This window comes from Streptomyces sp. P9-2B-2, from assembly GCF_030406865.1.
In the GTDB taxonomy this organism is placed as follows: Bacteria; Actinomycetota; Actinomycetes; order Streptomycetales; family Streptomycetaceae; genus Streptomyces; species Streptomyces platensis.
Genome location: NZ_CP129126.1, coordinates 2,199,125 through 2,218,993, shown reverse-complemented (window position 1 = coordinate 2,218,993; position 19,869 = coordinate 2,199,125). Strand labels below are relative to the sequence as shown.

Below are 19,869 nucleotides of genomic sequence, written 5' to 3'. Positions count from 1 at the left end.
GAGAGGTACCGAGCCATCACTCTTGGGGAGGGGGCCCAGTGCTCATCGACACTTTCGGCCGCGTGGCCACCGACCTGCGCGTTTCGCTCACCGACCGGTGCAATCTGCGATGCACGTACTGCATGCCGGAGGAGGGCCTGCAGTGGCTGGCCAAGCCCGATCTGCTCACCGACGACGAGATCGTCCGGCTGATCACCATCGCGGTGCGCGACCTGGGCATCGACGAGGTCCGCTTCACCGGCGGTGAGCCGCTGCTCCGCCCCGGCCTGACCGGCATCGTCGAGCGCGTCGCCGCCCTCGACCCGCGCCCCCAGATGTCGCTGACCACCAACGGCATCGGTCTCCAGCGCACCGCCGCCGCCCTCCGCGACGCCGGCCTGGACCGCGTCAATGTCTCCCTGGACACCCTCCGGCCGGAGGTCTTCCAGGCCATGACCCGCCGCAAGCGGCACGACGACGTCCTCCGCGGTCTGGAGGCGGCCCGCGACGCCGGTCTGACACCGGTCAAGGTCAACACCGTCCTGATGCCGGGCCTCAATGACGACGAGGCCCCCGACCTGCTGGCCTGGGCGATAGCCCACGACTACGAGCTCCGCTTCATCGAGCAGATGCCGCTGGACGCCCAGCACGGCTGGAAGCGCGACGGCATGATCACCGCAGGCGACATCCTCACCTCGCTGCGTACGCGCTTCACGCTCACCCCCGAGGACCGGGAGGAGCGTGGGTCCGCGCCCGCCGAGCGCTGGATCGTCGACGGCGGCCCGCACCGCGTCGGAGTGATCGCCTCGGTCACCCGCCCGTTCTGCCGGGCCTGCGACCGTACGCGACTGACCGCCGACGGCCAGGTCCGTACGTGCCTGTTCGCCACCGAGGAGACGGACCTGCGCGGCGCCCTGCGCTCCGACGCCCCCGATGACGAGATCGCGCGGATATGGCAGACCGCGATGTGGGGCAAGAAGGCGGGCTCCGGTCTCGACGACCCGTCGTTCCTCCAGCCGGAGCGCCCGATGTCCGCGATCGGCGGCTGAGCCGGTCCGGGCTCAGCCGGCGGCCGACGCCTCCCACTCGGTCAGTGTCACGACATCCTTGAGGAAGCCGCGCACCCCGAGGAACTGCGACAGATGCTCCCGGTGCTCCTCGCACGCCAGCCAGGTCTTGCGCCGGTCCGGAGTGTGCAGCTTCGGGTTGTTCCAGGACAGCACCCATACGGCCGCGGCGCGGCAGCCCTTCGCGGAGCAGATGACGGCGCTGTCGGCGGAGTCCTGGGGATTCGGGGAGTTCACGGCCTCAACCCTACGTCCTGGGCCCACGGCCCCGGCCCGGCGATCCCGCCCTCGGGCCCTGCGAACATGACGACGCCGGGCAGCCACGGGGGGAGCCGCCCGGCGTCGGTCTGTCGCTCCGACGGGGGATGCGGAGCGCGTACGCAGTATGTCACGGGGGATGGTGCCGAGTGCACCGGAACTCCATGATTGATCTGAGCTTTTCTTGAGCTTTGCAGACCGCGAGATGATCAGCTGGGGTCGTGTTGCGACTCGGAAGCGCCCGCCGCCGGACGCTCCGGAACGGACTCCGCGGGGGTGTCGGAGGCACCCGGCGTCAGCATCGTCCTGGTCGGGCCCGCGACGAACGTCTTCGGCAGCGAAGGCACGTTCTCCCGGCCCGCGTTGGCGATGACGACCGCGATATAGGGGAGGGCCAGGCCCAGCACCAACGTCGCGATGGCCACCGGCCGCTCAATGTTCCACAGCACGACGGTCAGCACCACGGCGACCGTCCGCACCACCATCGAGATCACATACCGGCGCTGCCGCCCGCGGACATCCTCGGACAACCCCTGCCGGGCCCCCGTGATCCGGAAGGTCTGGCCGCTGTTCTGCTTCCGCATCACGCTCCACCACCTGGTCAGTCATGCCGGATTCTCCCCGGTATCCGGTCGGTTTCCACGGTACGCCGCGACTGCGCCGCCTTCGAGACCGGGTCGTGCCACGCTTCGCCCGGATCGGCCGGGCCACCGTGCGTACCAGCGGCTCCGGCGTGCGCCGTAGTCGAAGCGGGGCGACACTGACGGAGCGACCGTCATCTGCACCGCGCCGCAGGAGGAGCCGACATGACGTGGTTGTGGGCCATCATCGTGGGCCTGGTACTGGGCCTGATCGCGAAGGCCATCATCCCGGGCAAGCAGCAGATCCCGCTCTGGCTGACCGTGATCTTCGGAATGCTGGGCAGCGTGCTCGGCAACTGGCTGGCCACGGGCATCGGGGTCGCCGACACCAAGGGCATCGACTGGATCCGGCATCTGCTGCAACTGGTCGGCGCGGTCTTTATCGTCGCCATCGGCGACCGTCTCTGGGTCTCCATGCGGAGCCGCAAGAAACACGTGGCCTAGGGCGTGTCGAGGATCGGTACGGGCTGATCCGAGCGGCACCGCCCCCACTCGCCACAGGCGGCCGGCGCGCACTTCGCGCACCGGCCGCCCGTACGTCTGCCGTCTCAGCGCCCGTCGAGCTGGGCCAGCTTCCGGCCCGCCTTCAGGTACGCGACGCCGGGGGAGCCCGCCAGCTTCTCGGCCAGCACCTCGCCCAGCGGCCGGGCCGCGTCGGCCTCCGCCAGCACCACGGCCTGCTGGCCGCCCTCGCCCTCCACGACCAGCCGCAGCGCGTTCTGCTTGGCCAGCCGCCGCGCCGCCGAGGCGCTCGGGGTGAACTCCAGCACCGTCGTCAGCACCGCCGCCACCGTCTCCGCGCCGTGCGCCGCGACATCCACGGACGGCAGCGACTCCACATCGGAGAACGACTTCTTGGAGAACTGCGCCACGAAACCGGCCCGCGCGGCCATCGCCGCGTCGATCCCGTACAGCGCGGTCACGACCTCGCCCGCGAGCACCTTCTTGAGGTCCATCGGGTGCATCGAGCGGTCCGCGACCCGGCCCAGGACGAGCGTGATCTCCTCGTCGGTCCACTCCGTCCAGGCCTTCAGGTACGGCTCCATCAGCCGGTCCGGCACTGACATGATCTTGCCGAAGACATCGTCGGCGGGTGCGCCCAGCCCGACGTAATTGCCCTTGGACTTGGACATCTTGGCGCCGGTGCCGTCCGTGCCCTCGATCAGCGGCATGGTCACCACCAGCTGCGGCCGCTGCCCGCGCAGCTCCATCAGCTTGCGGCCCATCTGAAGATTCAGCAGCTGGTCGGAGCCGCCCAGCTCCACATCGCACTCCAGCGCCACCGAGTCCAGGCCCTGCGCGATGGGGTACAGCAGCTCCGTCATGGTCAGACCCGACCCGGCCGCCAGCCGGTTGCGGAAGTCCTCGCGCTGGAGCAGCTGGGAGGCCGGCACCTGCGCGAGCAGTGCGAGCAGCTCAGGGAAGGTGTACGGCGCCAGCCACTCGCTGTTCTGCCGGAAGCTGACCTTCTCGAAGTCGAAGAAGGGGCGGACCTGTTCGCGGTACGTGGCGAGGTTCTGCGCGATGTCCGCGTCGGTCAGCGGCGGACGCTCGGCCGTACGGCCCGACGGGTCGCCGATCTTGGCGGTGAAGTCACCGATGATCAGCGTGACGTCATGGCCCAGCCGCTGGAACCGGCTCAGGATGATCAGCGGGACCGCGTGCCCGAGGTGCACATCGGTCGCCGTCGGGTCGATGCCCAGCTTGATGTGCAGACCCTGGCCGGCCGCCCGGCGCTCCTCGATCCGCTCGGCCAGCTTCTCCACGCCCGGCAGGACCTCGACCGTACGGGCCGCGATCAGCTCGGCCTGCTCCTTGGCGGGCAGGTCCGTCAGATCCAGATAGCGCCGCGCGCCCGTCTCCTTGAGCAGCTCCTGGACCGTGGCGTCCGAGGAGAGGTCGGCGGAGAGCAGACTGCTGGCGCGGGCGACGGATTCGCCGAGGCGTGTCATGGCGTTCCTGATCGATCGTGGTTCCCCGAGGGGAGGACAAGCGGACAGTCTATTCGCCCCGTACGACACTCCCGCGCCGTCCGCCCGCCCGGCCCGCCACGACGGGGCCGGGCGCACCCCCGCCTCACACCCCCCGGCTCACCGAACTCATGTTGAAGTCCGGGATCCGCAGCGCCGGCATCGCCGCCCGGGTGAAGTAGTCGCCCCACTCGCGCGGCAGCGTCGGCTCCGTACGGCCCGCCTCCACCGCCCGGGACAGCAGATCCACCGGCGACTCGTTGAACCGGAAGTTGTTGACCTCGCCGACCACCTCGCCGTTCTCGACCAGATAGACCCCGTCCCGGGTCAGCCCGGTCAGCAGCAGCGTCGCCGGGTCCACCTCGCGGATGTACCACAGGCAGGTCAGCAGCAGCGCGGGACCGTCATGCCCGGCGGCCGCCACCATCTCGTCCAGCGAGCGCGAACCACCGCCCTCCAGAAGGAGGTTGTCGATGCCCGGCGCCACCGGGAGACCGGTCAGCCCGGCACTGTGCCGGGTGGTCGGCAGCCGGTGCAGCACCCCGTCACGGATCCAGTCGGTGGCCGTCAGCGGCAGCCCGTTGTCGAAGACCGAGGCATCGTCGCCGGAGGAGTGCGCCAGGACGAACGGCGCGCACTCCAGACCCGGCGCCCCCGGGTCGCTGCGCAGCGTCAGCGGCAGCTCACTGAGCCGCTCACCCAGCCGGGTACCCGCCCCCGGCCGCGCCTCCCCGTCGCCGTCGGCCGGCCGGGAGAAGACCGTGCGGCCCTCGGCGGCGTCCCGGGCCCCGGACGACCACATCTGGTAGATCAGCAGGTCGGCGACGGCGGTCGGCGGCAGCAGCGTCTCGTACCGCCCGGCCGGCAGCTCGACGCGCCGCCCGGCCCAGCCCAGCCGCCGGCTCAGCTCGCCGTCCAGCTCCCGCGGGTCGACATCGGTGAAGTCACGGGTCGCCCGGCCGGTCCAGGCCGAGCGGCTGCGGTCCGGTGACTTGGCGTTCAGCTCCAGCGTCCCGGTGGGCTGGTCGTGCCGCAGCCGCAGCCCGGTCGAGGTACCCAGATACGACGAGACGACCTCGTGGTGGGCGAAGCCGTACAGCTCCCGGCCGCCGGAGCGGGCCTGCCGGAAGGACTCCCCGAGCGCCGGCGCGAACCCCGCGAACACCTCCGAGGAGGTCTCGGCGGGCGCCTCCGTGAAGTCGGCGGACGCCTTCTCCCCACCGACCAGCGGCTGCGCGTCCTCGGCGGGCCCGGCCTCCCGGGCAGCCGCCTCGGCGGCCCGCACCAGCGGCTCCAGGTCGTCCGCGGTCACCGCCGAGCGCGAGACGACACCCGACGCGGCGCCCTGCCCGCCGTCCACGGTCGCCACCACCGTCAGGGTGCGCCCCCGGGTGACGCCATTGGTCGTGAGCGCATTACCCGCCCACCGCAGATTCGCGCTGGACTGCTCATCCGCGATGACCACACAGCCATCGGCCCGCGAAAGCTCCAGCGCCCGCTCGACGACCTCGTGCGGCGTATTCCTACGCGACCTGCGCGTGCTCATCGACCGGCCTCCTGCGTCGTGTTGAGACAGTGCCATTCCGGGGGACGGCCCCCGGAACCCCGGCCGGATCCGTGGTGGGGTCTGGTGATGACGTGCCGTCGACCGGGGAGGAGAGCTTATCGAGCGGGGGCGGCGCTGCCGTAGAGGGCGACCGGCCTCCCGGCTTCCCGGACGGGCCGCGCTCGGCGCAGCGAAGGTGGCCGCCCGGTCAGCTTCCGCATGCGCAAGCTCCGGCGGAGGCCGGCTGCTCGTGGGCGCCGACGCAGCATCCCTCACCGCCGGTACGTGCCCGGTCGGTGCTCGGGCCCAATGTGTCGGCGTCGGCCTTGACGACGTAGACCTCCCACGGTTCCTTGCCGGGGCCGTGCACCCACACCTTGTCCTGGAGGGCGTAGCAGCACGAGGTGTCGTTCTCCTCGAATGTGGCGAGGCCGGCGTCCTTGAGGCGGGTCGTCGCGGCTGTCACCTGGTCCGTGGAGCCGACTTCCACACCGAGGTGATCGAGGCGGGTTTCCTGTCCGGGCTCGCCCTCGATCAGGACGAGCTTGAGCGGCGGCTCTGCGAGGGCAAAGTGGGCGTAGCCCTCGCGTCGCTTGGCCGGTTCGGTACCGAACAGCTTCGAGTAGAAGGTGATCGATGCTTCGAGGTCGCTGACGCGCAGGGCGAGCTGTGCACGGGACATGGTGCACCTCCCAGCTGGCTGCATTGAGTTCTGTCGATTCAAGGTTGCGCCTTGGATCGAAGAACGTCAACATAGAAGAATGTCGAAACAAGAGCTTGAGGTGCTGGATCAGGACGGCGCGGTGACCGTCTGCTGCCCGGGCATCCTGACGGCGCCCCTCGACGAGGGGCAGGCCGGGGAACTGGCAAAGGTGTTCAAGGCGCTCGGTGACCCGGTGCGTTTGCGGCTGCTGTCGCTGATCGCCTCCCGGGCCGGAGGCGAGATCTGCGTCTGCGACCTCACCCCTGCCTTCGACCTGTCGCAACCGACGATCTCTCACCACCTCAAGCTGCTGCGCCAGGCCGGTCTCATCGACTGCGAGCGACGCGGCACCTGGGTCTACTACTGGCTGCTGCCGGAGATGACCGACCGCCTTGCCGGCATCCTGACGCGCCCCGCAGGCGAACCCCTGCCCTCGCACGCCGGATCGGCCGGAGGATGTTCGTGAGCGCCGCGACGCCTGAGCCCGGCGTCGCCGGCCGTCTCTCCTTCCTGGACCGGTACCTCGCGGTGTGGATTCTCGCCGCGATGGTGGTCGGCCTCGGCTCGGGGCGCCTGGTGCCCGGCCTCGGGGATGCTCTGGCCGGAGTCACCGTGACCGGGGTTTCGCTGCCGATCGCGCTGGGACTGCTGGTGATGATGTACCCGGTCCTGGCCAAGGTGCGTTACGACCGGCTCGACACCGTGACCCGGGATCGGCGCCTGCTGCTGCCCTCGCTGCTGCTGAACTGGGTCGTCGGCCCGGTCATCATGTTCGCGCTGGCGTGGCTGTTCCTGCCGGACCTGCCCGAATACCGCACGGGTTTGATCATCGTCGGCCTGGCCCGCTGCATCGCCATGGTGATCATCTGGAACGACCTCGCCTGCGGCGATCGCGAGGCCGCCGCCGTCCTGGTCGCGCTGAACTCGGTCTTCCAGGTGATCGCGTTCTCGGCCCTCGGGTGGTTCTACCTCTCCGTGCTCCCCGGTTGGCTGGGACTGCAACAGGCGGGTCTGGACGTGTCCGTGTGGCAGATCGCCCGCAGCGTGCTGATCTTCCTCGGTATCCCGCTCGCCGCCGGATGCCTCACGCGGCGGTTCGGCGAACGCGCCAAGGGCCGCGACTGGTACGAGTCCGAGCTGCTGCCGAAGGTCGGCCCGTTCGCCCTGTACGGCCTCCTGTTCACCATCGTGGTGCTGTTCGCGCTGCAAGGTGACGCGATTGCCTCGCAGCCGCTCGACGTCGCCCGCATCGCGCTCCCGCTGCTCGTCTACTTCGCCGTGATGTGGGTCGGCTCCATGGCGCTCGGGCGCGCTGTCGGCCTGAGTTACTCACGCGCCACGACGCTCGCTTTCACCGCGGCGGGCAACAACTTCGAGCTGGCCATCGCCGTCGCCATCGCCACGTTCGGTGCGTCGTCCGGGCAAGCACTCGCCGGAGTGGTCGGCCCCCTCATCGAGGTACCGGTCCTGATCGGCCTCGTCCACGTCGCGCTGTGGGCTCGGCGCTTCTTCACCTCTCCCGCTCCCGCGCCCCAGGAGGGCACCGTCCATGTCTGACACGGCCCCGCCGTCAGTGCTGTTCGTCTGCGTCCACAACGCCGGCCGCTCCCAGATGGCGGCAGCCTTCCTCACTCACCTCGCGGGCGCCCGGGTACAGGTGCGATCGGCCGGGTCCGCTCCGGCGGAAACCGTGCACCCCTCCGTCGTGGCAGCCATGGCGGAGGTGGGCATCGACATCTCTGCCGAGACACCCAAGGTCCTCACGGTTGCGGCCGTTCAGGCGTCCGACGTGGTGATCACGATGGGCTGCGGGGACAGCTGCCCCGTGTTCCCGGGTAAGCGATACCTCGACTGGCAGTTGCCCGACCCCGCCGGACAGGGCATCGAGGCCGTCCGGCCGATCCGCAACAAGATCGAAGAGCGTGTCCGGGGACTGATCGACGAAATCGCCACCGCCGACGAGAAGTGACGGCCGCTCGATGTCGCCCCACCGGCCATGGGGGTACGGCAGATGACGCTTTCCGCGCACGCCCGGTTCGTGATCTCCAGGGAGCCCGGAGGCGATCGTGCGGCCGCGCCCGTACTGTCGCCTCATGGACTTCAACATCACTGCGGCGGAGGAAGCCATGGTCTTCCGTGTCGCCGAACGCGTCCGGGCCGGCGGTGCCCCGACGGACGACGATCTGGCGGCAGAGTTGGGTGACGAGGTCCGGCCGGAGCTTCAGTCGCTCCTCGCAAAGGGTTGGCTCATCGTCGACGCGGAGCGCTCCCTGACACTCTCCAGAATCGCCCAAGAGGCCGTGTCCAGCCGACGCGACATCGGAGGCTGAAGACCGTCCACCGGAACAAGCAGCGGTACGTGAGCTCAAGGCAAAGGCTGAGGCGCTGACCATGCTGCCGCAGCGCATGGCGCCCCGCTTCATGGCGGCCACAGAGGCGTTCACTCCCGGGATACCTCAATACCCCCACAACGGGTCTGCGTTGCCGTAGCGCCACCGATACGAACCCTCTGCTGCTCGTCGGGCAGCGCGGCGGGGGCGGAACCCGTCGCGCCGCCCGAGCGTGTCAGGGGAGGCAGACCGGGCGGAGCCGGCTCGGCCAGGGGCTCACGAGCGACCGGCCTCCTGCGTCGTGTTCAGAATGTTCACGCCCTCGAAGAGCGCTGACGGAGAGCCGTGCGAGACGGCGGCGACCTGGCCCGGCTGGGCCTTGCCGCAGTTGAAGGCGCCGCCCAGCACATAGGTCTGCGGGCCGCCGACCGCGGTCATCGAGCCCCAGAAGTTGGTGGTGGTCGCCTGATAGGCGACGTCCCGCAGCTGCCCGCACAGACGGCCGTTCCGGATCGCATAGGCCCTTTGCCGGGTGAACTGGAAGTTCACCGGAAGAGTGGAGGGCATACCCCTCTGGCGGACATCTATGCAGGTCAGGCGGCTATTCATGGTCTACCCTCAATCCCTGTCCATACCGATTCAAACCGGACTGTGCGGGGCCTGGTGATGACTTGGTGTCGACCTGGGAGCAGAGCTTACCGAGCGGCATCCGCACTGACGGAGACGCCGGTCGGCCGCCCGGCGCCGGTGGCGGGCGGCCGTCGCTGTGAAGTCTTGCCCCACAGGGGCGTCCCTGCACGAACGGGTCCAGGTCGCTGCGACCCTGGGTACCGGCCTTCGGCGCTGGTCAGGTCATGGGGGTCGCCATGGGTCGTGTCAGATGAGCTGTGGAAACGGAGCGAATCGCTGCTGCCGAGGAGGGAGCGGCGATTCCGGTATCCGGGTCGGAGGCCGCTGCCGGACCGGCAGGTGCTGTGCGGGGTCCTCTATGTGCGGTACACCGGCGTCCAGGGGGAGTATCTCGACTTCCAACGCCTCCGCATCCGCTGGGAGAGACGAGCCGACATCCATGAAGCCTTCCTTTGCCTGGCCTGCTCTCTGATCGCCCTTCGACAGATCAACTCAGTGTGTTAGTCGTGGTAAGCGCTGGGCTATTCGGGTGACATCTGGGTTCTGCCTCTATTCAGGACCAGCCGGTGACGACTTAATGGTGATAGTGAGTCCGGAGGCCGCCCATTCCTCTCGGGGACTCATGTTTTGCCGGTTGGCCGGTGAACGGTCAGCGGCATTGCTGATGGGCGCTCCTCGGACGGCTGGTTAGTTGCCCCTACCAGTCTGTTGGCTGACTTCTGATCAGCCCTTGAGAGCCCCGACCTGGATCGACGCAGACCTAGAGGGCGAGGGCTCGACACATGGGCAAGGTATTTCAGCCGAGAAGGCATCAACTGCTTTGAGCCGTGGTGAGTGGAAATCAACTCACGCTGTCGGCTCCGCTGAATCCGGCCGTACCTGTAAGGGGATTCGCTCTCACCCGGCCTCCCCGGACTGCTAGCGCGTCCGGGCGGCCGATTCGGGCGACAACTCCGCCGTTTCCCAGGCGTCCCCGTTCTCCATCAGACCTTGAGGGCGGAGCCCCACAGAGCCCGCCGCAGGCGAGTCCCCCGTGCGGCTTCCCAGGACCCGCGGCAAGGCTCGCCAACGCCTGAACATGCTGGTCAGGCAGTTGTGGCGAGTGCGCACACCACGCTCGGGCGAAGCCTTCATGTTCATCCCGGCGCAGCAGATGGCACAGCTCACCCCGTGCCCAAGGCGCCGGTCGCAGCGGTGCAAGTGCGCCGCTCTCCCACAGTTCCAGGACGGCATCAGGGCTGCCCCGGAAACCTTGGAAAGGAAACCCACGATGGCCACACTTGTACCTCTGGGCACCGCCGCCACCTTCGGCGTGCTCGCCAACACGGCGGTCACCAACACCGGCCCCACCGTGGTCACCGGCGACCTCGGAGTGAGCCCCGCCGGTGCGGTGACCGGGTTCAATCCTCCCGGAACGGTCACCGGAACCATCCACGTGAACGACGCTGTCGCGGCGCAGGCCCAGGCCGACCTGCTCATCGGGTACGGCAACGCACTTCTGCAGCCGGCCACGGCCACTGTCGCGACGGAACTCGGCGGGACCACTCTGACCCCCGGCGTGTACAACTCCGCCTCCGGCACGTTCAGCCTCAACGGGACTCTGACCCTGGACGCTCAGGGCAACCCCAACGCCGTCTTCATCTTCAAGGCGAACACCACGCTCATCACGGGAGCCACCGGCAACGTCAACCTCATCGGCCTCGCGCAGTCCGGCAATGTCTTCTGGCAGGTCGGCAGCTCCGCGACGCTCGGCGCCGGCTCCACCCTGAGGGGCAGCATCCTCGCCAACACCTCGATCACCGCCACGACGGGGGCCATCGTGGACGGCCGGCTGCTGGCTCTCGGCGCCGCCGTCACGCTGGACACGAACGCGGTCACCGTGCCGCCCCTGTCCACCTGCCAGGTGGTGGTCCAGCCGGTGGCCGGGCCGGTGGTCGTGGGGCAGCCGACCTCCGTGTCCGCTGTGGTGACCTGCAACGGTCTGCCGGTCTCGGGTGCGTCGGTGACCTTCAACGGTGGTGCGGCCCCGGTGACCGTCACCACCAATGCGGCCGGTGTCGCGACCGGATCGCTGACCTTCAACACCGCCGGGTCCGCCACGGTCACCGCCACCGTCACCGCGGCGGGCACCGCGTGCTCGTGCACCGGTGTCGTCTCCGCGCCCCTTACCGTCACCGTCACTCCGCAGCCGTCCTGCTCGGTGGTGGTCCAGCCGGTGGCCGGGCCGGTGGTCGTGGGGCAGCCGACCTCCGTGTCCGCTGTGGTGACCTGCAACGGTCTGCCGGTCTCGGGTGCGTCGGTGACCTTCAACGGTGGTGCGGCCCCGGTGACCGTCACCACCAATGCGGCCGGTGTCGCGACCGGATCGCTGACCTTCAACACCGCCGGAACCGCCACGGTCACCGCCACCGTCACCGCGACAGGCACCGCGTGCTCGTGCACCCGTGTCGTCTCCGCGCCCCTCACCGTCACCGTCACTCCGCAGACGAGCCCGCTGAGTGCGTCGCCCGCCTGCTGGCGGGTCAACCTGCCCTTCCCGGTCCCGCACCTGTTCGTGGCGACGCTGAAGGCCACCCTCACGCCGGCGCAAGCGGGAGTCACGGTCACCTTCTACGTCTCCGGCCTGCCGGTGGGCACCGCGGTGACCAACGCCAGCGGTGTCGCCACCCTCAACAACGCCGGCCTGTCCATCCTGCAGATCAGCGCCAGCAGCTACACGGCGGTCGCCACCGTCGGCGGCTCCACGGTCCAGGCGACCGGCTCCCTGGTGCCCTGCTTCCCGCCGGCGTGACCGGCCTGTGCCCGATCGGCCGGGGCAGCGCGACGGGTCCTGCTGCGGTACTCGCGCACAGGTCCGGTCACGCAGTGCAGCCCCTGACCTGACGGCCTTCCGGTAGGCGGCCGGCCCCTCAAGGGGGTGTCCGTCACGGGCTGTCCCCCGTCGTGGAAGGACGGGGGACAGCCCGACCCGAACTTACCGGTGAGCCATTCGGCACCACGTCCGCCGGCGGGACGGAGACGGGGAAACGGACAGCCCCCCGGTGCCGGTGGTACGTGGACGGCTCACGGGTGAGGACCGGGGCCGGTGCTTCCCTCCGGTATCGGCCCCGGGACAGCCGAGCGGCTCTCACAGTCCCAAGGCCCCGCGTGGAGCCCCCAGGTGGCCGGTCAGACACATGCTCGGCATCCGGGGCCCGAAGAACCGCGCCATCCCGAAGAGAACCCAGCCCGTGAGGGGACGGTTTCCGTGAGCTTTTCCGCGTTCCTTCTCGCCCTCGGCGTCACATGTCGCATCACCCGTTTTCTCACCAAGGGCACACTGGCGGCGGGGTCCAGGTCATGGATCGGCGCTCACTTCGGTGACGACTCCCGAGCCGCTTACCTGGTCAGCTGCGGATGGACACAAGCATCTGGGGCGCCACCGCCACGGCCTTGTACGCCTCCTGTTGGGGAGGCTCTCCATGGTCATGCGGTGACGCCTGCCCAGTGGCCGGGGCCCCTCCACCTCTTCGGTGTACTGCCCTTCAGGGACGCCCCGACTCCTCCGCCGTGTTCAGGATGTTCACGTTCCGGAACAGTGCCGTGGGGCAGCCGTGGGACACCGCGGCGACCTGGCCAGGTTGAGCCTTTCCGCAGTTGAAAGCCCCTCCGAGGACGTACGTCTGTGGTCCTCCGACCGCCACCATGGAACCCCAGAATTCAGGGGTGGTGCCCTGATAGGCAACATCCCGGACCTGCCCGCAAAGGCGTCCGTTCCGGATGCTGTATGCCCTCTGCTCTGTGAACTGGAAGTTGTACCGCTGCATGTCGATGGACCACGAGCGGTCGCCCACGGCATAGATGCCGCGGTCCACCCCGGAGATCAGCTCCTCCGTGGACGGTCCGGCCGCCGCCGGCTGCAGCGAGACATTCGCCATCCGCTGGACCGGCACATGGCCGGGGGAGTCCGCGTAGGCGCAGCCGTTGGAGCGCGGGAAGCCCGTCAACTCGGCGATTCTGCGGTCGAGTTGGTAGCCGACCAGGGTGCCGTCCTTGATCAGGTCCCAGGACTGGGCGGCCACCCCCTCGTCGTCGTAGCCGATCGTGGCGAGCCCGTGCTCGGCGGTCCGGTCGCCCGTCACGTTCATCAGTGCGGAGCCGTACGCCAGCTTCCCGAGCTGGTCGAAGGTGGCGAACGAGGTTCCCGCGTACGCCGCCTCGTAGCCCAGCGCCCGGTCCAGTTCGGTGGCGTGCCCGATCGACTCATGGATCGTCAGCCAGAGGTTGGACGGATCCACCACCAGGTCGTACGCACCGGCCTCGACGGTCGGTGCGTGCATCTTCTCGGCGAGGTGCTCCGGGATACGGGCCAGCTCACCGTCCCAGTCGTAGTGGCTGCCGGTCAGATACTCCCAGCCGCGCCCGACGGGCGGGGCCAGGGTGCGCATCGAGTCGAAGTCGCCGCTCGCCGGGTCCACCGCGACCGCGGTGAGCTGCGGATGCAGCCGTACCCGCTGCTGGGTGGTGCTGGTGCCCGCGGTGTCCGCGTAGAACTTGTTCTCCTGGACGGTCAGCAGCGAGGCGTCCGCGTGGGCCACGGCCTCGGCGGCCAGCAGCCGCGCGCTCCACTCCGCCAGCAGCCCGGTCTTGTCGGTGTCCGGGACGTCGAAGGGGTTGATCTCGTACGAGGAGACCCAGGTGCGGTCCGGATGCGCGGGCTCCGCCGCCAGCTCAACCCTCTCGTCGGAGCCCGCGGCCCGGATCACCTTGGCCGACAGCTTCGCCATCGCCACCGCCTGCGCGGCCACCCGCGCCGCCGCGTCCATCGTCAGATCCACCCCGGACGCGAACCCCCAGGCCCCGCCGTGCACCACCCGCACCGCGTACCCCAGCTCGGTGGTGTCCGAGGCCCCGGACGTCCGGGCGTCCCGCAGCCGCCAGGACGCGCTGCGGATCCGCTCCAGGCGGAAGTCCGCGTGGTCGGCGCCCAGCGCGCGGGCGCGGGCCAGCGCGGCATCGGCCAGCGCGTGCCGCGGCAGCGCCAGGAATGTCTCGTCAACGGCATGGGGTGCAGGCAAGGAATTCCTCCCGTGGTCGGCGCCTGCATCATGCCCTGTGGCGGGCCCGCGGCCCAGAGCGCACCGGCGTGCGGCGCCGTGCCGCCGACCGGGGTGGGGCGGGTGCCGGGGCCGGTGCGACACGGCCGGCGGGAGCCGCCGCGGTACGGGATTCCGCCGTGGTTCTGTGGAGACCCGACAGGGACCGGCGCACGCGCCTGTCCGTGCTCGATTCCCCGGAAGGGCCCCGTGACCGATAGTTTCGTATCGAAACGCTGGACGGACAGGAAACGGAAAGGGTGATCTCTTGAGCCGCTCGGTTCTGGTCACCGGAGGTAACCGCGGCATCGGCCTCGCCATTGCCCGTGCCTTCGCCGAGGCAGGCGACAAGGTCGCCATCACCTACCGCTCGGGCGAGCCCCCCGAGGGATTTTTGGCCGTGAAGTGCGACATCACGGACAGCGAGCAGGTCGAGCAGGCGTACAAGGAGATCGAGGAGAAGCAGGGTCCGGTCGAGGTGCTGGTGGCCAACGCCGGCGTCACCCGTGACCAGCTGCTGATGCGGATGTCCGAGGAGGACTTCACCTCGGTCCTGGAGACCAACCTCACCGGCACCTTCCGGGTGGTCAAGCGCGCCAACCGCGCGATGCTGCGGGCCCGCAAGGGCCGGGTCGTGCTGATCTCGTCCGTGGTGGGCCTGATGGGCGCGCCGGGCCAGGCGAACTACGCCGCCTCCAAGGCCGGCCTGGTGGGCTTCGCCCGCTCGCTCGCCCGGGAGCTGGGCAGCCGCAACATCACCGTCAACGTCGTCGCCCCCGGCTTCGTCGACACCGACATGACCCGGGTGCTCACCGATGAGCAGCGGGAGGGCATCGTCAAGCAGGTACCGCTCGCGCGGTATGCGCAGCCCGAGGAGATCGCCGCCTCGGTCCGCTTCCTGGCTTCCGACGAGGCCGCGTACATCACCGGAGCCGTCATTCCTGTCGACGGCGGATTGGGCATGGGTCACTGATCAGCATGAGTGGAATCCTCGCAGGCAAGCGCATCCTCGTCACGGGTGTCCTGACCGAGTCGTCGATCGCGTTCCAGGCGGCCAAGGTCGCCCAGAACGAGGGCGCCGAGGTCATCCTCACCGGCTTCGGCCGGCTCTCCCTCGTGGAGCGGATCGCCAAGCGGCTGCCCAAGCCCGCCCCGGTCATCGAGCTGGACGTCACCAACCAGGAGCACCTGGACGGTCTGGCCGACAAGATCCGTGAGCACCAGGGTGAGGGCGCCCGCCTCGACGGCATCGTGCACTCCATCGCCTTCGGCCCGCAGGGCGCCTTCAACTTCCTGGAGGCCGAGTGGTCCGACGTGGGCACCGCGGTCCAGGTGTCGGCGTACTCCTACAAGTCGCTGACGATGGCCTGCCTGCCGCTCATGGAGCACGGCGGCGCGGTCGTCGGCCTCACCTTCGACGCGCAGATCGCCTGGCCGAAGTACGACTGGATGGGCGTGGCCAAGGCGGCGCTGGAGAGCACCAACCGCTACCTGGCGCGTGACCTGGGCCCCAAGAACATCCGCTGCAACCTGGTCTCGGCCGGCCCCATCAAGTCGATGGCCGCCAAGTCCATCCCCGGCTTCGAGGAGCTGGCGGACGTGTGGAACCACCGCGCCCCGATCGGCTGGGACCTGGCCGACCCGGAGCCGGCCGGCCGCGGTGTCGTCGGCATGCTGTCCGACTTCTTCCCGCGGACGACGGGCGAGATCGTGCACGTCGACGGCGGCGTGCACATGATGGGCGCCTGACGCCCCGCGCGCTTCCTCCGTACCGCCCGTCCCGGTGTGCCGGGGCGGGCGGTATGCATTTGCGGCGGGAGGGGGGCGCGGGACGCTGGGGGCGCCGGGGACGCCAGGGGCAACCCGGGGGCAGGGGAGGGGGACGCCACGGGGTGCCCTGGGATGCCACGTGGTGCCACGGGAGCGCGGTCCCACGCGGTGCCGCGGGAATACCGCCCCCGCCTGGCCCGTTGTGGCCCCGCAGGGGGCGCCGGCATCCCCTACGGGAACCGTTCGACCCCTCTCAGGGCCTGGCTGCGGTCGCCCTCAGGGCTCCGGTGCAGTCCCCCTCAGACCCCCGGCACCGTCAGCCGGCAACCGAAGGGGTGCGCGCTCGCCTCGGCGGCGGCCCGGTCGGCGTCGCCCGCGCGGATCGCCTCCACCAGCCGGGCATGGTCCATGTGCGCCTCGGGCCGCAGCTCCTCGCCCACGTCGGCGCGCAGGAAGTCCCGCAGCACGCCCCCTAGGTCGGCGTAGATCTCGGCCAGCACCTCGTTGTGGGAGGCCGACACGATCGCCATGTGCAGATTCGCGTCCGCCTCCACGAAGGCCTCCGCCGCACCGGATTCCCAGGCCCGCTCGCGCCGCTCCAGCAGGGCGTCGAGCTGCCGCAGGTCCTGTGCGGTACGGCGCTCCGCGGCGAGCCGGGCGGCCGATGCCTCCAGGGCGCTGCGCAGCTCGGCGACGTGGCCGGGCTCGGCGGCCGCGAACCGGCGGTTCATCACCCCGGCGAGCTCACTGGTGGCGACCACATAGGTGCCCGAACCCTGGCGGATGTCCAGCAGCCCGTTGTGGGCCAGCGCCCGGACGGCCTCACGGACGGTGTTGCGGGCCACCCCGAGCTGCTCGACGAGTTCCGGTTCGGTCGGGATACGGGATCCCATCGGCCACTCGCCGGACGTGATCTGGGCGCGCAGCTGCGCGATCACCTGGTCCGCCAGCGCGGACCGGCGGGGCGAGGTCAGAGGCATGGCTGCGCTCCGGGGGGAAGGGGCGGACGGACGGCGGCGGTGCGGCGCCCGCCGGACCCTGTCGGCTCCCGGCGCCGCCCGGGACAGCCGAGGCTATCGGCATCGGTTGGACAAGGATTCATCCCATGATTCTATGATGGGTCTATGGCAGACGACGACCTCGCGACCCTCGGCCCCGCCGCCGGGCCCCGTACGACCTCCACCGACCAGCCGGCCGACGGCCCGGAACACCCGCAGCCGGCCCCTGAAACGGCCCCCGCGGCCGGGCCGGCCGCCCGCTGGCTGCCGCGCCTCTTGATCGCCGGTCTCGTCCTCGCCGCGCTCAACCTCCGCCCGGCCATCACCAGCCTCGGCGCCCTCCTGGAGGAGGTCCGGGACGGCCTCGGCATGAGCGGCACCGTCGCCGGGCTGCTGACCTCCGTCCCCGCCCTGTGCTTCGCCGCCTTCGGTATCGCCGCACCCCGGCTGGCCAGGCGCTGGGGGCCCGGCGCCGTCGTCTGCACCGGCATGGTCGCGATCACCGTGGGCGTCGCGGTGCGCCCGTACGCCGGCGGCACCGGCGGCTTCCTCGCCGCCAGCGGACTCGCCCTGGCCGGTATCGCGGTCAGCAATGTCCTGATGCCGGTCGTCATCAAGAGCTGGTTCCCGAGCCGGGTCGGCCCGATGACCGGGCTCTACTCCATGGCGCTGGCGCTGGGCACCTCGCTCGCCGCGGCGCTCACCGTCCCCATGACCGGGGCGCTGGGCGGCAGTTGGCGGACCGGCCTGGCGGTGTGGGCGGCGCTCGCCGCGGTCGCCGTACTGCCCTGGCTCGTGGTCGTACGGCAGCACCGGGCCGCCGCCGGACCGATCGGTTCCACCGCGGCCCGGCCCGTGGAAGCCCCGGTGCGGATCACCGCGTCGCCGACCGCCTGGGCGCTGGCCGTCTTCTTCGGACTCCAGGCCACCGCCGCGTACATCACCATGGGCTGGATGCCGCAGATCTTCCGCGACGCCGGGGTCTCGGCCGGTACGGCGGGGGTGCTGCTCGCCGTCACCATGGCGATGGGCGTGCCACTCTCCTTCGTCCTGCCCCGGCTCGCGACCCGGATGCGGCATCAGGGTCCGCTCGCGGTGCTGCTCGGCCTCTGCGGTCTGGCCGGTTACGCCGGACTGTGGCTGGCACCGGCCGCCGGCGCCTGGGCCTGGGCGCTGCTGATGGGCATCTCCAACTGCGCCTTCCCGCTGGCCCTGACGATGATCGGGATGCGCTCGACCAGCTCCGCCGGAGTCGTCAAGCTCTCGGCCTTCGCCCAGAGCGTCGGCTATCTGATCTCCATCCCCGGACCGCTGCTGGTCGGCACGCTCTACCAGCACAGCGGCGGCTGGGGGCTGCCGATCGCCCTGATGGCAGGGCTCATGGTGCCGCAGATCGCGGTGGGTGTGCTGGCCGGCCGGGACCGGCGGATCGAGGACGAGGGGTGAGTGCGACACTGGGGCCATGCCAGTGCTCGAACCGAATCCGCAGGGCGGACAGAAGAAGCTGCTCCTCGTCCTGGGCGCCATGCTCGGCGTGACCGTCGTCGTCGCGATCATCGCGAGCGTCGTCGCGCCCTAGTGCCTGCCCCGGCCGGAACGAGGCCGCGACGAGGCCCGGCCAGGGCCCGGATCCCGCGGGCCCGGGGTGGGGAAGACCCCACCGTCCCCTAGGGGGCGGGCATCAGGGTCAAGTGGGTGGCTTCCCGGGTAGGAACGGCCGCCGGTGATCCGTAGCGTCGAAGTACACCGCAAGACAGCGGTGGGCGCGCCGCGGTCCGCGGTCGTGCCGCCCGTCGACGCACCTCGGAGGCGATCCGCATGTCCGCCGTGTTCCGCCGGTCTTCCGCGCCCGGCGCGTCCCGCCTGCGGACGCGGCTGCCGTGGTGGGCGCTGGCCCTGCCGGTGGTCTCCTTCACAGCCCTGCTGGCGCTCGTCGTCGGCTCCCCCGAGGCGAGCGCCGCGAGCGCCGGGCAGGGCCTGGCTCCGCTGCTCCGAATACTGGCCCAGCTGCTGCACGGTGCCTCATGGTGATCACGCGCAGCGCTGCGTGGTGATCAGCCGTGCCCGCGTCCCACCCGGCGGAACGAGCGCTTCAACACCCCGCGCCCCGCGCCGCCTTTCGTGCGAAGCTGGGACGCATGAGCGCCGATACACCCCGCCGGATTGTCCTCCTCCGACATGCCAAGGCCGAATGGTCGGACAGCAGCGATCATGAGCGTCCGCTCGCCGGCCGCGGCCGCAAGGATGCCCCGGTCGCCGGCCGCTGGCTGGCCGGAGCCGGGATCACCCCAGATCTGACCCTGTGCTCGACGTCAGTGCGGACCCGCGAGACATGGAAGCTCGCCGTCCATGAACTACCGCAGCGCCCCAAGACCGTCTATGAGGAGCGGATCTACGAAGCCTCCCTCGGCGAGCTCATCGCGCTGCTGAACGAGACCTCCGACGAGGTGAACGACCTGATGCTGGTCGGGCACAACCCCGGTGTGCACGCCCTCGCGGACGCCCTCTCCGGTGAGGCCGAGGGCGATCTGCTGCCGCGGATGAACCGCAGCGGCTTCCCGACCGCCTCGGTGGCCGTGCTGACCTTCAACGGCTCCTGGAAGTCCGTCGAGCACGGCGTCGGACGGCTGGTCGCGTACTGGACGCCGCACGACTGATCCCGGCGCCCGCGCACGCCCGGTGCGTGCGGGGAGCGGAGACGACGAGGGCCCCGGCAGAGAGGTTTCTGCCGGGGCCCTCGGCTGAGCAAGGGACGGTCCCGCCGGGCGGTGCAGGCCGCCGGCCGTACCAGATGTGGCGGTGCCGGCCGCAGCCGTGCCGGATGTGGCGGTTGCCGGGCGTGGCCGTGCCAGTGGTGGCCGTTGCCCGACGTGATCGCGTCGGCGCGGGCACCGGCCGTGCC

General features: G+C 70.5%; 20 protein-coding genes and 3 pseudogenes. 15 read left to right on the top strand and 8 right to left on the bottom strand.

Annotated features, from left to right (window positions below; all coding sequences use genetic code 11):
- Positions 1-38: 38 nt before the first annotated feature.
- Positions 39-1,028: a GTP 3',8-cyclase MoaA gene (gene moaA / locus QT196_RS09625; RefSeq protein WP_168478491.1), complete on the top strand. Its 990-nt coding sequence runs from the start codon at positions 39-41 to the stop codon at positions 1,026-1,028.
- Between the two features lie 12 nt (positions 1,029-1,040).
- On the opposite strand, the gene QT196_RS09620 is transcribed toward moaA, so the two are convergent.
- Positions 1,041-1,283, bottom strand: a complete 243-nt coding sequence (locus QT196_RS09620) for a hypothetical protein (protein WP_290354747.1) — start codon at positions 1,281-1,283, stop codon at positions 1,041-1,043.
- A gap of 230 nt (positions 1,284-1,513) precedes the next feature.
- Positions 1,514-1,888 carry a DUF3099 domain-containing protein gene (locus QT196_RS09615; protein ID WP_290354746.1) on the bottom strand — a complete coding sequence of 125 codons (375 nt, stop codon included), beginning with the start codon at positions 1,886-1,888 and terminating at the stop codon, positions 1,514-1,516.
- 222 nt (positions 1,889-2,110) lie between these two features.
- Here QT196_RS09615 and QT196_RS09610 point away from each other — a divergent pair, with 222 nt between their 5' ends.
- Positions 2,111-2,389, top strand: coding sequence for a GlsB/YeaQ/YmgE family stress response membrane protein (locus QT196_RS09610; protein ID WP_168478489.1), 279 nt, complete (start codon positions 2,111-2,113; stop codon positions 2,387-2,389).
- Positions 2,390-2,493: 104 nt separating this feature from the next.
- Here the strand turns inward: QT196_RS09610 and tyrS are convergent, their stop codons facing one another.
- The 3 genes from tyrS to QT196_RS09595 form a co-directional block, all read right to left on the bottom strand.
- A complete protein-coding gene (gene tyrS / locus QT196_RS09605) occupies positions 2,494-3,897 on the bottom strand; it encodes a tyrosine--tRNA ligase (RefSeq protein ID WP_266730048.1) in 1,404 nt (467 codons plus the stop codon).
- Positions 3,898-4,021: 124 nt separating this feature from the next.
- Positions 4,022-5,461, bottom strand: coding sequence for a metallopeptidase TldD-related protein (locus QT196_RS09600; protein WP_168478487.1), 1,440 nt, complete (start codon positions 5,459-5,461; stop codon positions 4,022-4,024).
- A 208-nt stretch (positions 5,462-5,669) separates the two neighbouring features.
- Positions 5,670-6,143 carry an ArsI/CadI family heavy metal resistance metalloenzyme gene (locus QT196_RS09595; RefSeq protein ID WP_168478486.1) on the bottom strand — a complete coding sequence of 158 codons (474 nt, stop codon included), beginning with the start codon at positions 6,141-6,143 and terminating at the stop codon, positions 5,670-5,672.
- A gap of 79 nt (positions 6,144-6,222) precedes the next feature.
- On the opposite strand from QT196_RS09595, the gene QT196_RS09590 reads away from it, so the two are divergent.
- The 4 genes from QT196_RS09590 to QT196_RS09575 all read left to right on the top strand — a co-directional run bounded on the left by QT196_RS09590 (position 6,223) and on the right by QT196_RS09575 (position 8,494).
- Complete coding sequence (locus tag QT196_RS09590; protein ID WP_168478485.1) at positions 6,223-6,630, top strand: metalloregulator ArsR/SmtB family transcription factor; 408 nt, start codon at positions 6,223-6,225, stop codon at positions 6,628-6,630.
- Entirely contained in the window at positions 6,627-7,721 is a 1,095-nt protein-coding gene (gene arsB / locus QT196_RS09585; RefSeq protein WP_290354745.1) for an ACR3 family arsenite efflux transporter, read from the top strand. The genes QT196_RS09590 and arsB overlap by 4 nt, the downstream gene beginning before the upstream one ends.
- Positions 7,714-8,133 (top strand): arsenate reductase ArsC, encoded by a 420-nt coding sequence (locus tag QT196_RS09580; RefSeq protein WP_168478483.1) that lies wholly within the window; start codon positions 7,714-7,716, stop codon positions 8,131-8,133. The genes arsB and QT196_RS09580 overlap by 8 nt, the downstream gene beginning before the upstream one ends.
- A gap of 124 nt (positions 8,134-8,257) precedes the next feature.
- A complete protein-coding gene (locus tag QT196_RS09575) occupies positions 8,258-8,494 on the top strand; it encodes a hypothetical protein (protein ID WP_168478482.1) in 237 nt (78 codons plus the stop codon).
- A 276-nt stretch (positions 8,495-8,770) separates the two neighbouring features.
- Here the strand turns inward: QT196_RS09575 and QT196_RS09570 are convergent.
- Positions 8,771-9,040, bottom strand: a pseudogene (locus QT196_RS09570) (TldD/PmbA family protein); the annotation flags it as partial.
- Between the two features lie 297 nt (positions 9,041-9,337).
- Between QT196_RS09570 and QT196_RS39355 the strand changes: the two are divergent.
- The 3 genes and pseudogenes from QT196_RS39355 to QT196_RS09560 form a co-directional block, all read left to right on the top strand.
- A pseudogene (locus QT196_RS39355) lies at positions 9,338-9,514 on the top strand (transposase); the annotation flags it as partial.
- Between the two features lie 6 nt (positions 9,515-9,520).
- A pseudogene (locus QT196_RS09565) lies at positions 9,521-9,628 on the top strand (IS5/IS1182 family transposase); the annotation flags it as partial.
- Positions 9,629-10,394: 766 nt separating this feature from the next.
- Entirely contained in the window at positions 10,395-11,915 is a 1,521-nt protein-coding gene (locus tag QT196_RS09560; RefSeq protein WP_211117325.1) for an ice-binding family protein, read from the top strand.
- A gap of 733 nt (positions 11,916-12,648) precedes the next feature.
- On the opposite strand, the gene QT196_RS09555 is transcribed toward QT196_RS09560, so the two are convergent.
- Positions 12,649-14,181: a TldD/PmbA family protein gene (locus tag QT196_RS09555; protein ID WP_290354744.1), complete on the bottom strand. Its 1,533-nt coding sequence runs from the start codon at positions 14,179-14,181 to the stop codon at positions 12,649-12,651.
- 286 nt (positions 14,182-14,467) lie between these two features.
- Between QT196_RS09555 and fabG the strand changes: the two genes are divergently transcribed.
- Both fabG and fabI read left to right on the top strand, forming a co-directional pair.
- A complete protein-coding gene (gene fabG, locus QT196_RS09550) occupies positions 14,468-15,172 on the top strand; it encodes a 3-oxoacyl-[acyl-carrier-protein] reductase (protein ID WP_168478480.1) in 705 nt (234 codons plus the stop codon).
- Positions 15,173-15,177: 5 nt separating this feature from the next.
- Positions 15,178-15,948 carry an enoyl-ACP reductase FabI gene (gene fabI / locus QT196_RS09545; RefSeq protein ID WP_006606409.1) on the top strand — a complete coding sequence of 257 codons (771 nt, stop codon included), beginning with the start codon at positions 15,178-15,180 and terminating at the stop codon, positions 15,946-15,948.
- A 320-nt stretch (positions 15,949-16,268) separates the two neighbouring features.
- Here fabI and QT196_RS09540 read toward each other — a convergent pair whose 3' ends face one another.
- Positions 16,269-16,949: a FadR/GntR family transcriptional regulator gene (locus tag QT196_RS09540; protein ID WP_168478479.1), complete on the bottom strand. Its 681-nt coding sequence runs from the start codon at positions 16,947-16,949 to the stop codon at positions 16,269-16,271.
- A gap of 144 nt (positions 16,950-17,093) precedes the next feature.
- Here QT196_RS09540 and QT196_RS09535 point away from each other — a divergent pair, with 144 nt between their 5' ends.
- The 4 genes from QT196_RS09535 to QT196_RS09520 all read left to right on the top strand — a co-directional run bounded on the left by QT196_RS09535 (position 17,094) and on the right by QT196_RS09520 (position 19,624).
- Positions 17,094-18,413, top strand: a complete 1,320-nt coding sequence (locus QT196_RS09535; protein WP_168478478.1) for an MFS transporter — start codon at positions 17,094-17,096, stop codon at positions 18,411-18,413.
- A 16-nt stretch (positions 18,414-18,429) separates the two neighbouring features.
- On the top strand, positions 18,430-18,546 hold the full coding sequence (locus QT196_RS09530) for an SGM_5486 family transporter-associated protein (RefSeq protein WP_251085181.1): 117 nt from the start codon (positions 18,430-18,432) through the stop codon (positions 18,544-18,546).
- Positions 18,547-18,785: 239 nt separating this feature from the next.
- On the top strand, positions 18,786-18,998 hold the full coding sequence (locus QT196_RS09525; RefSeq protein ID WP_168478477.1) for a hypothetical protein: 213 nt from the start codon (positions 18,786-18,788) through the stop codon (positions 18,996-18,998).
- A gap of 107 nt (positions 18,999-19,105) precedes the next feature.
- Positions 19,106-19,624 carry a histidine phosphatase family protein gene (locus QT196_RS09520; protein ID WP_042161540.1) on the top strand — a complete coding sequence of 173 codons (519 nt, stop codon included), beginning with the start codon at positions 19,106-19,108 and terminating at the stop codon, positions 19,622-19,624.
- Positions 19,625-19,869 lie beyond the last annotated feature (245 nt).

What these genes read in the sequence shown, in the direction of transcription:
- QT196_RS09560 (WP_211117325.1), top strand. Translation starts at nt 10,395, where the DNA reads ATGGCCACACTTGTACCTCTGGGCACCGCCGCCACCTTCGGCGTGCTC.
- QT196_RS09580 (WP_168478483.1), top strand. Translation starts at nt 7,714, where the DNA reads ATGTCTGACACGGCCCCGCCGTCAGTGCTGTTCGTCTGCGTCCACAAC.
- QT196_RS09530 (WP_251085181.1), top strand. Translation starts at nt 18,430, where the DNA reads ATGCCAGTGCTCGAACCGAATCCGCAGGGCGGACAGAAGAAGCTGCTC.
- QT196_RS09595 (WP_168478486.1), bottom strand. Translation starts at nt 6,143, where the DNA reads ATGTCCCGTGCACAGCTCGCCCTGCGCGTCAGCGACCTCGAAGCATCG.
- tyrS (WP_266730048.1), bottom strand. Translation starts at nt 3,897, where the DNA reads ATGACACGCCTCGGCGAATCCGTCGCCCGCGCCAGCAGTCTGCTCTCC.
- QT196_RS09615 (WP_290354746.1), bottom strand. Translation starts at nt 1,888, where the DNA reads ATGCGGAAGCAGAACAGCGGCCAGACCTTCCGGATCACGGGGGCCCGG.
- QT196_RS09575 (WP_168478482.1), top strand. Translation starts at nt 8,258, where the DNA reads ATGGACTTCAACATCACTGCGGCGGAGGAAGCCATGGTCTTCCGTGTC.
- QT196_RS09525 (WP_168478477.1), top strand. Translation starts at nt 18,786, where the DNA reads ATGTCCGCCGTGTTCCGCCGGTCTTCCGCGCCCGGCGCGTCCCGCCTG.
- QT196_RS09610 (WP_168478489.1), top strand. Translation starts at nt 2,111, where the DNA reads ATGACGTGGTTGTGGGCCATCATCGTGGGCCTGGTACTGGGCCTGATC.
- QT196_RS09600 (WP_168478487.1), bottom strand. Translation starts at nt 5,461, where the DNA reads ATGAGCACGCGCAGGTCGCGTAGGAATACGCCGCACGAGGTCGTCGAG.
- QT196_RS09535 (WP_168478478.1), top strand. Translation starts at nt 17,094, where the DNA reads ATGGCAGACGACGACCTCGCGACCCTCGGCCCCGCCGCCGGGCCCCGT.
- QT196_RS09520 (WP_042161540.1), top strand. Translation starts at nt 19,106, where the DNA reads ATGAGCGCCGATACACCCCGCCGGATTGTCCTCCTCCGACATGCCAAG.
- fabI (WP_006606409.1), top strand. Translation starts at nt 15,178, where the DNA reads ATGAGTGGAATCCTCGCAGGCAAGCGCATCCTCGTCACGGGTGTCCTG.
- QT196_RS09540 (WP_168478479.1), bottom strand. Translation starts at nt 16,949, where the DNA reads ATGCCTCTGACCTCGCCCCGCCGGTCCGCGCTGGCGGACCAGGTGATC.
- QT196_RS09590 (WP_168478485.1), top strand. Translation starts at nt 6,223, where the DNA reads ATGTCGAAACAAGAGCTTGAGGTGCTGGATCAGGACGGCGCGGTGACC.